General features: G+C 59.1%; 12 protein-coding genes. 1 reads left to right on the top strand and 11 read right to left on the bottom strand.

Features of this window, described 5'->3' with window-relative positions:
- Positions 1-131: 131 nt before the first annotated feature.
- The 11 genes from B7L71_RS07740 to B7L71_RS07690 form a co-directional block, all read right to left on the bottom strand.
- Complete coding sequence (locus B7L71_RS07740) at positions 132-539, bottom strand: ExbD/TolR family protein (RefSeq protein WP_039177216.1); 408 nt, start codon at positions 537-539, stop codon at positions 132-134.
- A complete protein-coding gene (locus tag B7L71_RS07735; RefSeq protein WP_039177218.1) occupies positions 532-1,074 on the bottom strand; it encodes a MotA/TolQ/ExbB proton channel family protein in 543 nt (180 codons plus the stop codon). The genes B7L71_RS07740 and B7L71_RS07735 overlap by 8 nt, the downstream gene beginning before the upstream one ends.
- Position 1,075: 1 nt before the next feature.
- Complete coding sequence (locus tag B7L71_RS07730) at positions 1,076-2,443, bottom strand: MotA/TolQ/ExbB proton channel family protein (RefSeq protein ID WP_081137124.1); 1,368 nt, start codon at positions 2,441-2,443, stop codon at positions 1,076-1,078.
- A complete protein-coding gene (locus B7L71_RS07725; RefSeq protein WP_081137122.1) occupies positions 2,443-3,213 on the bottom strand; it encodes a DUF3450 domain-containing protein in 771 nt (256 codons plus the stop codon). Before B7L71_RS07725 ends, B7L71_RS07730 begins: the two co-directional genes overlap by 1 nt.
- Before the next feature lie 218 nt (positions 3,214-3,431).
- Positions 3,432-4,403, bottom strand: coding sequence for a class 1b ribonucleoside-diphosphate reductase subunit beta (gene nrdF, locus B7L71_RS07720; RefSeq protein WP_016913568.1), 972 nt, complete (start codon positions 4,401-4,403; stop codon positions 3,432-3,434).
- A 44-nt stretch (positions 4,404-4,447) separates the two neighbouring features.
- On the bottom strand, positions 4,448-6,661 hold the full coding sequence (gene nrdE / locus B7L71_RS07715; protein WP_081137120.1) for a class 1b ribonucleoside-diphosphate reductase subunit alpha: 2,214 nt from the start codon (positions 6,659-6,661) through the stop codon (positions 4,448-4,450).
- Entirely contained in the window at positions 6,628-7,077 is a 450-nt protein-coding gene (nrdI, locus tag B7L71_RS07710) for a class Ib ribonucleoside-diphosphate reductase assembly flavoprotein NrdI (protein ID WP_081137118.1), read from the bottom strand. The genes nrdE and nrdI overlap by 34 nt, the downstream gene beginning before the upstream one ends.
- A 10-nt stretch (positions 7,078-7,087) precedes the next feature.
- Positions 7,088-7,309: a glutaredoxin-like protein NrdH gene (gene nrdH / locus B7L71_RS07705; protein WP_039177227.1), complete on the bottom strand. Its 222-nt coding sequence runs from the start codon at positions 7,307-7,309 to the stop codon at positions 7,088-7,090.
- Between the two features lie 252 nt (positions 7,310-7,561).
- The gene (locus B7L71_RS07700; protein ID WP_081137116.1) at positions 7,562-8,173 is read right to left on the bottom strand and encodes a superoxide dismutase; all 612 of its coding nucleotides are present in this window, start codon (positions 8,171-8,173) and stop codon (positions 7,562-7,564) included.
- A 213-nt stretch (positions 8,174-8,386) separates the two neighbouring features.
- On the bottom strand, positions 8,387-9,313 hold the full coding sequence (locus B7L71_RS07695) for an electron transfer flavoprotein subunit alpha/FixB family protein (RefSeq protein WP_081137114.1): 927 nt from the start codon (positions 9,311-9,313) through the stop codon (positions 8,387-8,389).
- Positions 9,314-9,340: 27 nt separating this feature from the next.
- A complete protein-coding gene (locus tag B7L71_RS07690) occupies positions 9,341-10,090 on the bottom strand; it encodes an electron transfer flavoprotein subunit beta/FixA family protein (RefSeq protein ID WP_081137112.1) in 750 nt (249 codons plus the stop codon).
- A gap of 358 nt (positions 10,091-10,448) precedes the next feature.
- On the opposite strand from B7L71_RS07690, the gene B7L71_RS07685 reads away from it, so the two are divergent.
- Positions 10,449-12,113, top strand: coding sequence for an electron transfer flavoprotein-ubiquinone oxidoreductase (locus tag B7L71_RS07685; protein WP_081137110.1), 1,665 nt, complete (start codon positions 10,449-10,451; stop codon positions 12,111-12,113).
- The last annotated feature ends 8 nt before the right edge of the window (positions 12,114-12,121 follow it).

The raw sequence follows: 12,121 nt of genomic DNA, 5'->3' as shown, positions 1-12,121 counted from the left end.
CACCATGGTCATGGCCATGGACATGACCGGCTCGTCGACGCTGCGCTCCGGCGGTGCCACCAGCAGCGCCAGCATCCAGAACAGCCCCATCGCCAGCGCAGTACCAGCCAGCAGCGAGAACCCGTGGCGTATCATGGCGCACTCCGACTAGCCGCCACCGCCACTTGCTCGACGCCTGCCTGCTGCAGGCGATCCATCACTTCGATCAGCAGTCCAGTGGTGGACGCTCGATCGGCCTGGATGACCACCGAGCCATCGCCACTGAGCATGCCGGCCACTTCCTGACCGATGCGATGGGCATCGACCGGACGACCATCCACCCAGACGGCTCCTTCCGGCGTAATCGCGATCAGCACCTGGGCGTCCGGACGCTGTGTGGCGGCGGCCGCTTCCGGGCGCTCGATCTCTACGCCACTCTCCTTGATAAAGCTGGTCGTCACGATAAAGAAGATCAGCATGATGAAGACCACATCCAGCATCGGGGTCAGGTTGACTTCATTGCTCTCTTCGACGGCCTCTATGGAACGGCGTCTACGCATCATTTTCCTCCAGGGCACGCGCCAGGCGATCATGCAGACGCTGGTCTTCGCGGCGAATCACGTGCTCCAAACGGCTGATAAACAGCATGCCCACCACGGCAATGGCCATGCCTGTCAATGTGGGTAGCGTGGCTCGGGCCACGCCATCGGCCATGGCTCTGGCCTGATGGGTATCACTCATGGAGAGGCTATCGAACACGGTGATCATGCCAGTGACCGTGCCTAGCAGACCCAACAGTGGGCACAACGCCACCAGCAATTTGATCCACGGCAGCGGCCGACGCAGCTTGGCCACCAGGGCCGCACTCCACACATCGCGCAACGTCCGTGCGCTCCAGCTGCGATGGTCGCTACGCGCTGCCCAGCGGTGCACCAGCTGACGACGCGCACGTCGCCAGCTGATGCGGTAGTACCACCAGCGTTCGATGGCCATGGCGAACACCAGCACGGCCACCAGCGCAAGCACCACCAGCACCGCGCCACCGGCATCCAACAACCGCTCTACCGGCTCCAGCCAAAGGGGCAACGTCGGCATATCAGTTCACCGCTTGCCCGGGATGGGCGGACTGCGCTTCCAGGTGATCGGCCAGGGTGGCGCTAGCCTCCCCTTCGATCACTTGCGTAATGGACCGGCTACGGCTGGACAGTGCCGTTTGTGCAAACAGCAACGGCACCGCTGTCACCAGACCCAATACCGTCGTCACCAATGCCTGACTGATCCCTCCCGCCATGAGCTGCGGGTCACCGGTACCGAACACGGTAATGGCCTGAAAGGTGACGATCATGCCCGTCACCGTACCCAACAGGCCCAGCAGCGGCGCAATGGCGGCCAACAGCTTGACGATGGGCTGGCCTCGCTCGATGCGCGGCAGCTCTGCCAGCACCGCTTCATCCAGGCGGGCTTCGAGGGCTTCGGGGGTTTGATGCTTGTCCATGTCCTTGAAACGCTGCAGCACTCGGCCCAGCGGATTGTCTGCTCGCGGCTGCTCCAACTGACGGCGTTGACGACGCACCCGTGCGCTTACCAGCAGCAGATAGAGGTATTGCGCCAGCGCCACCAACAGACCGATACCCCCCAGCACCACGACCACATAGCCGACATAGCCACCCTGCTGGAAACGCTCCCAGAGACTGGGCTGCTGGGCCAACGCCTGCAGTACGCTGCCCTGGGTAGGGTCGATGGCAAATTCACGGCTCTCACCTTGGTGGTAGGCGGCGAGCAGACGGCGGATTTCCGACGGCGTACGCGGCAGCTCGGCCAGGCTCTGGTCATCCTGCCCCTTGCGGAGCAGTGCCGACTCCGTGAAAGCGGCAAAATCCCCCAAACGGACCACCTGACGAGGCGCAATCTCGCCAGCACCGTCTGCCACGGGCAACTCGAGACGCTCGGCCTGCCCGGTGTTCATGGTCAAGGCTGCCAGCCGGTCTACCACGCTCTCCAGGTGCTCACGCTCCAGCACCTCGACGTCGTTAAGGCGCGGAGGCAAAGCGTCAGGCGTCAACGTCAGCCAGCTCTCCCCTCCCAACTCGTTGCGCAGCTCCTCGCTGTGCCGCGTCAGATCGGCCAACAGTGCCGTAAGGGCCTCCCCCTGCTCATCCTGACGCTGAGCCAAAACCTCGGCCTGCTCGGCCTGCTCTTGCTGCTGCGCCTGCAGGGCAACCTGCTCCTGCTCGGCGGCTGCGTGCGCGGCGCGTGCTTCCTCCAGGGCAGCAGCCAGGGCGTCCTGATCTTCCAGAAACGACTGCAGCCGCGCCTGATCTCGCGCTTCTGCTGCTTCGCGGGCATCACGCAGCGTCGTGACATCACTGCTTTGGGCAATGGCCGGGGCGCTCGCCCAAACGCTCATGGCCAGCAGCAGGCAGGCCATCTTGTGCACGCCGCGCCGATAGCTGGATAGTTTCATTACGGCGCTCCTGTGGCGGTGATCGATAGCGGCAATTGCAGCAGTTCAGGCGTACGCTGATCATCGGCAATACGCAGGCCATTACGCACTTCTCGGCGTGCACGCTCTTCCAGCGCCAGCCATTCGCCGCGCTGCTGGTCCCATACGCCGCCCTCACGGCCATCCGGCGTCAGGTAATAGAGGCCAATACGCCCAATACGCAGATAATCGACTTCCCGAGGAGCCTCGCCGTCGCGCTGCAAACGCCCCCGCCAGCGATCCACCTGGCGGCCGTATGCCAGCTCTGCACGCCAGGCTTCGAGCAGCTCGGCAATCCGTTCGGCGCTCTCCTGGGTGGACGCCTCGGCCCCTTCTACGCGTGCCAAGCGCTCGGCGCGCAGGAAAGGCAGATCCGACGCGATCCATTGGCTGAGCTGTTCGGCCATATCCTGCTCGATGGCCGGCAGCGCAGCACGTGTATCGCTCAGCGTATCCAGCGCCTGGGCCAACCGCTGCTGGCGCTCCGCTTCACCGGCCAGGCGACTACTCAGGGCAGCATTGGAAGCGCTCATCTGCCGCGTCTCCTGCTCCAGTTGGCGCAATTCTTCCAACTGTTCTCGCGTTGCTTCGTCGGCCCTGTCGATTTGCTGCTGCAGCTCAGATTGCACTTGCTGGGCCTCGACACTCTGGGCCGCCTGATCCATCGTTTCATCGCTCGCCATCAGCGATGTACTGGCCAGCATTCCAGCAAGCCAATATCCGCTCAAGGCAAAGAAAGGCCTTTTCAGCACGTCGTCTCTCCATCACTGCTCAGCGCGCTATCAGTATCAGCTCGCCAAGGCTCACCAAATATAAGAACGATTTGCGTTTAAATCGTTAGCGTGCATAGCCTACCATCAATAGAGCAAATGACAATATTTATCATTAACATTCAATAACGAAATCTTTTCATCACCCATAAAAAACGGGAGCTCTGAGGCTCCCGTTGAGTGGCACGCTAATTGAACGATCAGAACGCCCAGTCGTCGTCTTCGGTAGCGACGGCCTTGCCGATGACGTAGGACGAGCCAGACCCCGAGAAGAAGTCGTGGTTCTCGTCTGCGCTGGGGGACAGCGCCGCCATGATCGTCGGGTCGACGTCCGTGACACTGCTGGGGAACAGCGGCTCGAAACCGAGGTTCATCAACGCCTTGTTGGCGTTGTAGTGCAGGAACTTCTTCACGTCTTCGGTCAAGCCCACCGCATCATACAGCGACTCAGTGTAGCGCACTTCGTTGTCGTACAGCTCCAGCAGCAGCTCGTAGGCATAATCCTTCACTTCCTGCTGACGCTCCGGAGTGGCTTCCGCCAGCGCCTGCTGGAACTTGTAGCCCACGTAGTAACCGTGCACCGCTTCGTCACGAATGATCAGACGAATCAGGTCAGCGGTATTGGTCAGCTTGGCATGGCTGGACCAGTACATGGGCAGATAGAAGCCGGAGTAGAACAGGAACGACTCCAGGAAAACGCTGGCCACTTTGCGCATCAACGGGTCATCGGAGCGATAGCGCTTGAGAATCAGCTCGGACTTCAGCTGGAGCGACGGATTCTCCTCACTCCAACGGAACGCATCGTCCACGTCCCGGGTGGCGCACAGCGTCGAGAAAATCGAGCTGTAGGAGCGCGCATGCACCGATTCCATGAAGGCAATGTTGGTATACACCGCTTCTTCGTGGGGCGTACGCGCATCTTCCATCAGCACCGGCGCACCCACGCTGCTCTGGATGGTATCGAGCAGCGTCAGGCCGGTGAAGACCCGGATGGTCAGCTGCTTTTCCTGCTGAGTCAGTGTGTTCCACGACTGAATGTCGTTGGACAGCGGCACTTTTTCCGGCAGCCAAAAGTTGCTGGTCAGGCGGTTCCACACCTCCAGATCTTTATCGTCCTGCAGACGGTTCCAGTTGATCGCATTAACCCGCGACAGGCGTTGCATCGTTGTCATCAGCGCTCTCTTCTAAACGTCATCACATGCCAGTGGGGATATCGTTACAGCGTGCAGGAGACACAGCCTTCTACCTCGGTGCCTTCCAGCGCGCTTTGGCGCAAGCGAATGTAGTAAAGGGTCTTGATGCCCTTCCGCCATGCATAGATCTGCGCCTTGTTGATATCCCGAGTGGTAGCGGTATCAGGGAAGAACAGTGTCAGTGACAGCCCCTGATCCACATGCTTCGACGCTTCTGCATAAGTATCGATGATTTTCTCAGGGCCAATTTCATAGGCATCCTGAAAGTAATCGAAGTTGTCTTCATTCAAGAACGGCGCCGGATAATAGACCCGCCCCAGCTTGCCTTCTTTACGAATCTCGATTCTCGCCGCCACCGGATGAATACTGGAAGTGGAGTTGTTGATATAGGAGATCGAGCCCGTGGGCGGCACTGCCTGCAAGTTGCGGTTGTACAGGCCGTGCGCCATGACCGAGGCCTTCAGGGCCTGCCAATCTTCCTGGGTCGGCAGCGCAATACCACTGCGTTCGAACAGGTGGCGTACTTTTTCGGTACGCGGCAGCCAGGCCTGGTCGGTGTACTTGTCGAAGAACGTGCCCGACGCGTAGGTGGAGTCCTCGAAACCGGCGAAGGTGGCGCCATGCTCAATGGCCAGCTGGTTCGAGGCACGAATGGCATGGAACGCGACGCAGTAGAAGTACAGGTTGGTGAAATCCAACCCCTCTTCCGAGCCATAATAGATGTGCTCACGCGCCAGGAAACCGTGCAGGTTCATCTGCCCCAGACCAATCGCACGCGACTTGGCATTCCCTTCGGCAATCGAGGGCACGCTGCTCAGGTTGCTCATTTCGGACACGGCCGTCAGGCCGCGAATGGCGATTTCGACGCTGGTGCCGATATCGCCCGAATCCATGACCTTGGCAATGTTCATCGAGCCCAGGTTGCAGGAGATGTCCTGACCGATGTCGCGGTATCCCAGGTCGTCGTCATACTCGGTCGGCGTGTTGACCTGCAGAATCTCGGAGCAGAGGTTGCTCATGTTGATGCGACCGGCAATCGGGTTGGCGCGATTGACCGTATCTTCGAACATGATGTACGGGTAACCGGACTCGAACTGCAGCTCAGCCAGCGTCTGGAAGAAGGCACGAGCATTGATCTTCTGCTTGCGAATGCGCGCATCCGCCACCATTTCATGGTACTTCTCGGTGACGCTGATATCGCCAAACGGCACCCCGTAGACCCGCTCTACATCATAGGGGGAGAACAGGTACATGTCGTCGTTGCGCTTGGCCAGTTCGAACGTGATATCCGGAATGGTCACGCCCAGCGAAAGCGTCTTGATGCGGATCTTTTCGTCGGCATTTTCACGCTTGGTGTCGAGGAAACGCAGAATGTCAGGGTGGTGAGCATTCAGGTACACAGCCCCGGCACCCTGACGAGCCCCCAGCTGGTTGGCGTAAGAGAACGCATCTTCCAGCAGCTTCATGATGGGGATGATGCCCGACGACTGGTTTTCGATACGCTTGATCGGCGCGCCAGACTCACGAATGTTGGTCAGCAGGAACGCCACCCCACCACCACGCTTGGAGAGCTGCAGCGCTGAGTTGATCGACCGCCCGATCGACTCCATGTTGTCTTCGATACGCAGCAGGAAGCATGACACCAGCTCACCGCGCTGCTGTTTGCCGCAGTTCAGGAAAGTCGGCGTGGCTGGCTGGAAGCGACCACTGATCACTTCATCCACCAGCGACTTGGCCAGCGCTTCATCCCCACGCGCCAGCGTCAGCGCAACCATGCACACGCGATCTTCGTAGCGCTCCAGGTAACGCTTGCCATCGAAGGTCTTCAGCGTATAGCTGGTGTAGTACTTGAAGGCACCCAGGAAGCTGGGGAAGCGAAACTTGTAGGCATACGCCTGCTCGAACAGCGACTTGATGAATGCGAAGCTGTACTGATCGAGTACGTTGGCCTCGTAATAGCCCTCTTCCACCAGGTAGTCCAGCTTCTCTTCCAGCGAGTGGAAGAAAACCGTGTTCTGGTTGACGTGCTGAAGGAAGTACTGACGCGCTGCTTCGCGGTCCTTGTCCAACTGCAGTTCGCCGTTGGCACCGTACAGATTGAGCATCGCGTTGAGCGCATGATAATCCAGCGTACGCGCTTCGTTGGTACCCGCAGCAGGACGTTTCGCTTCTGCCGACTTCTTGGTAGCGGCGCTGGTGGACGCTACGTTGTTAGAGACTGAGCTTGACGTTTCCAAAACTCTTCTACTCCTTTGCGGACCTTGGCGACATCGTCATCGGTGCCAAACAGTTCAAAGCGATAAAGCAACGGTACCCGGCACTTTTGCGCGATGATGCGCCCTGCCAACCCGTAAGCTTCACCAAAATTCGTATTACCCGAGGCAATGACACCTCGAATGAGGTGCCGATTGTACTCATCGTTCAAGAAGCGAATCACCTGCCCCGGCACGGCGCCTTGTGCATGGCCACCGCCGTAGGTAGGCGTCACCAATATGTAAGGCTGCGTGACGCGTGGTGTGGGCTCTTCACGATTCAATGGCAGCCGCTGGGCGCTCAAGCCAAGCCTTTCGATAAACCGATGGGTATTGCCTGACTTGGTGGAAAAATAGACCAGCGTACCCGCCTGCCTGGTTTCCACCGTGGCCGTGTGCATGGCGGCTGAACTATGCCAGCGCCTGGATACGGTCAGGGCGGAAGCCGGACCAGTGATCCTCACCTACCACGACGACCGGCAACTGACGATAGCCCAGAGCTTCGACCTGCTGCTGCGCGCCAGACTCTTCCGTAATGTCGATCACGGTGTACTCCAAACCCTGCTTGTCCAGCGCACGATAGGTAGCGGTGCACTGTACGCAGGCAGGCTTGCTATAAATTTGGATTTCCATGGCTATTTTCCTTTTCATAGCGACACTTTTCGGGTAGCGCATGGTAATGGCGCCACCCCTCTGAAATTCTCCACGCATACTATATATAGATCACCAGAAAATCAATTCAAGCATATATGGTATTTTTTTCATCCACAGGTTATTGACAATCCATACCCAGCGCTATACCCAGAAACCCAAAAAAAGCCGCCCCCTAAAAGGGGGCGGCTTTGGCTGTAAAATCACGCGCTCAGGCGCAATTTTCGACCATTATCAGGCCTTGGCAGCCTGGTAGCGACGCTCGACGTCTTCCCAGTTCACGACATTGAAGAAAGCGTCAACATAGTCGGGGCGCTTGTTCTGGAACTTGAGGTAGTACGCGTGCTCCCATACATCCAGACCCAGCAGCGGCGTGTTGCCATGCATCAGAGGGCTATCCTGGTTGAGCGTGTTCTCGACGACCAGCTTCTTCTCGGGTGTGACAGATAGCCACGCCCAGCCGCTGCCAAAACGGCCCAGCGCCGCTTTTTTGAAAGCGTCCTTGAACGCATCGAAGCCACCCAGCTCAGCATCGATGGCCTTGGCAACATCACCCTGGGGCTGACCGCCACCATTGGGAGACATCATCTGCCAGAACATGGAGTGGTTGGCGTGACCACCGCCGTTGTTGATGACAGCCTGACGCTTCTCTTCCGGCACGCGATCCAGATTGGCGACCAACTCTTCTACGGGCACGTCTTCCAGACCGGTGCCTTCCAAAGCGCCGTTCAGGTTGGTCACGTAGGTGTTGTGGTGACGAGAGTGGTGAATCTCCATCGTCATCGCATCGATGTGCGGCTCGAGTGCATCGTAAGCGTACGGTAATTCAGGAAGGGTATGGGCCATGCTATCTTCTCCTTGAGTGGCTTCTATAACGTTCACTACCTAAGGTGCGGTCTTGCTTCACCCTTTTCAACTGCCGCCCCAGCAATTTTTCTACCAGCGCGACGACTTCTTTATCCCAGCACTTTAGTCAACTATTTTCAGTTTATCGAATTCATCGCCATTAAAAAAGCCGACCTCTTGCGACGTCGGCTTTTGGTAAAACGGCGTTCCTGCTTACAGCTTGCTCTCCAGCTCCGGCAGGATCTCGAACAGATCCCCCACCAGGCCGTAGTCGGCTACCTGGAAGATCGGGGCCTCTTCGTCCTTGTTGATCGCCACGATCACCTTGGAGTCTTTCATCCCCGCCAGGTGTTGAATCGCGCCGCTGATGCCCACGGCAATGTAGAGCTCGGGGGCGACGATCTTGCCGGTCTGGCCCACCTGCATGTCGTTGGGCACGAAGCCTGCATCCACCGCTGCACGAGACGCGCCAATGGCGGCGCCCAACTTGTCGGCAATGCCGTCCAGCAGTTTGAAGTTTTCGCCGTTGCCCATGCCGCGGCCGCCGGAGATGACGACCCTGGCACCGCCGAGTTCCGGGCGGTCGCTCTGGGCCAGCTCCTGCTTCACGAAACGGGACTGGGCGTTGTCGATGACCACGTCCACGGCGTCCACACTGGCGCTGCCGCCGCTGCCTACTGCATCGAAGGCGGTGGTACGCACGGTGATGACTTTCAGCGGGTCGTCGCTTTTCACCGTGGCGATGGCGTTACCGGCGTAGATCGGACGCAGGAAGGTGTCGGCGCTCTCGACGCCAATCACTTCCGACAGCTGGCTGACGTCTTTCAGCGCGGCCAGCCGGGGCAGCACGTTCTTGCCGGTGGTGGAGGCGCTGGTCAGCACGTGGGTGTAGTCGTCGGCCAGGGCGACCAGCAGCGCGCCCATGGGCTCGGCAAGCTGATGGGCGTAGACGGCGTTGTCTGCCACGCGCACCTTGCTCACGCCGTCGAGTGTCGCGGCAGCTTCGGCGGCGGTCTGGACGCCTTCACCGGCGACCAGTACATCGATATCGCCACCGATCGCCTGGGCGGCTGCCACGACGTGGGCGGTGGCGCTGGCCAGTTGGCCGTCATGCAGGTCGGCAAGTACCAGAATGCTCATGAGATCAGTTCCTTTCAAAGCGCGTTATCAAAGCACCTTGGCTTCGTTTTTCAGTTTGTCGATCAGCTCGTCCACCGAGGCGACCTTGATACCGCCCTTGCGCTCGGCGGGGGATTCCACTTTGAGCAGCGTGACCCTGGAGTCTACCTCCACGCCATAGTCGGCGGGGGTTTTGACATCCAGCGGCTTTTTCTTGGCCTTCATGATGTCCGGCAGCTTGGCGTAGCGCGGCTCGTTGAGGCGCAGGTCGGTGGTGACGATAGCGGGCAGCGTGAGGGCGACGGTTTGCAGGCCGCCGTCGATTTCACGGGTGACGTTGACCTTGTCGCCGTCTACCGCCACTTCCGAAGCAAACGTGCCTTGCGGCAGGTTAGTGAGGGCTGCCAGCATCTGGCCGGTCTGGTTATTGTCGGTGTCGATGGCCTGTTTGCCGAGAATTACCAAACCGGGCTGCTCTTCATCCACCACCTTGGCCAGCAGCTTGGCCACCGCCAGCGATTCGACGCGCTCGTCGGTCTCGATGTGGATGGCGCGGTCAGCCCCCAGCGCCAGCGCGGTGCGCAGCTGCTCCTGGGCAGCCCTGGGGCCTACCGTCACAGCGACCACTTCACTGGCCGCCCCCTTCTCTTTCAGGCGCACGGCCTCTTCCACGGCAATTTCGCAGAAAGGGTTCATGGCCATTTTGACGTTGGTAAGATCCACGTCAGAATGATCCGCTTTAACGCGGATCTTGACGTTGTAGTCGATGACGCGTTTTACCGCGACCAGTACTTTCATAGGTTCCTCGCTTGGCCTGGATGATAGCCGTTGACCTGAACAGACGCCGCTCGGATAGCAGCGTAAAAAAATTCATGCAAGCGTTTGATAGGCTAGCAAATGAAAAACCCTATCAATTTGCCACAGCCTACCTTTATGCAACAACACCTAATCACTGCGGCCTTGGTCGTAGTCGCTGGCGGCTTTTACCGTAAAGTGCGCTTTTGCCATCGTAGGGGTTACCTGACACAGGTATTATGCCTATCATGGGTGATAACCAGAAGCAAACGACCGTTTTAAATTAAGGCCATCTTTTCATAAGCTAGTGCTCAATCGCTAGCACCGACGAGTGGCACTTATGAGAATAAGGAGAAACCGGGTGGAAACCGTTGAACGCGATGTAATGGATTTTGACGTGGTCATCGTGGGCGCAGGCCCCTCTGGCTTGGCCGCCGCCTGCCGTTTGATGCAGCAGGCCAACGCAGCGGAACAAGAGCTGACCGTTTGCGTGGTCGAGAAAGGATCTGAGGTAGGAGCGCATATTCTGTCTGGCGCGGTGTTCGAACCCCGCGCCCTGGCGGAGCTTTTTCCCGACTGGGAAGAGCGCGGCGCTCCTCTGAACACGCCCGCCACGCGCGACGATGTTTATTTGCTGAAGGATGCCAAAAAGGCGCAGAAAATCCCCAATGCGCTGGTACCCAAAAGCATGCACAACACCGGCGGTGAACTGACCCGCTACGTGATCAGCGCAGGCAACCTGTGCCGCTGGCTGGGTGAGCAGGCAGAATCCCTGGGCGTCGAGATATTTCCGGGCTTCGCCGCCCAGGAAGTGATCATCGAGGATGACGTGGTGCGCGGCATTCTGATTGGCGACATGGGCATCGGTGCCGATGGCACCCCCAAGGATAGCCACATGCCCGGCATGGAGCTGCGCGCCAAGTACACGCTATTTGCCGAGGGCGCCAGAGGCCATCTAGGCAAACGCCTGATCAAGCAGTTCTCGCTGGATGCTGGTCGAGACCCTCAACACTACGGCATCGGGCTGAAAGAGCTATGGGATGTACCCGCCGACAAGCACGAGCCTGGCCTGGTGGTTCACGGCTCTGGCTGGCCGCTGGACAGCAAGACCCACGGTGGCTGGTTTCTCTACCACGCCGAAAACCAGCAGGTCGTGGTGGGGCTGATCATGGACCTGGGCTATCAGAATCCGTGGCTCTCGCCCTTCGACGAATTCCAGCGCATGAAGCATCACCCGGTGCTCAGCCAATATCTGGAAGGCGGCAAGCGGGTGGCTTATGGCGCGCGCGCGATTGCCAAGGGAGGCTTCAACTGCCTGCCCAGGATGACCTTCCCCGGTGGTCTGCTGATTGGTTGTGACGCGGGCACGCTGAACTTTGCCAAGATCAAGGGCCTGCACACCGCCATGAAATCAGGCATGGTGGCGGCGGAGAGCGTCTTCGAAGCCATCAAGGGCGGCGACGAGGGTGGGCAGACGCTGGCCAGCTTCGAACGCTTGTGGGAAGCCAGCTGGGCTTACCAGGAGTTGAAAGAGAGCGCCAGCTTTGGTCCGGCGATCCATAAATATGGCACGGTCGGCGGCGGGGCTTATAACTTCGCGAACCAACTGCTGGGCAACAAGCTGCCCAACGTGCACGACACCACCACCGACCACGGTGCCCTGAAACCGGCGGCCGAATTCGAGAAGATTCAGTATCCGAAGCCGGACGGCAAGCTGTCCTTCGACAAGTCCACCTCGGTATTTCTCTCGAACACCAACCATGAGGAAGACCAGCCCTGCCACCTGCGCCTCGCAGACCCAGAGCTGCCGATTCGTGACAATCTGCCCAAGTATGCCGAGCCTGCCCAGCGCTACTGCCCGGCGGGGGTGTATGAAGTCGTCGAAGATGATCAAGGCAAGCCGCGCTTCCAGATTAACTTCCAGAACTGCGTACACTGCAAAACCTGTGATATTAAAGACCCCGCCCAGAATATTACCTGGGTAGCCCCTGAAGGCGGTGGCGGCCCGAACTATCCAAATATGTAACAGGGATA

Origin of the sequence: Halomonas sp. BC2 (assembly GCF_002078115.1) — a bacterium.
Taxonomy (GTDB): domain Bacteria; phylum Pseudomonadota; class Gammaproteobacteria; order Pseudomonadales; family Halomonadaceae; genus Vreelandella; species Vreelandella stevensii.
The sequence above is the reverse complement of the archived record's forward strand: the minus strand, read 5'-3'. Positions and strand labels throughout refer to the sequence as shown.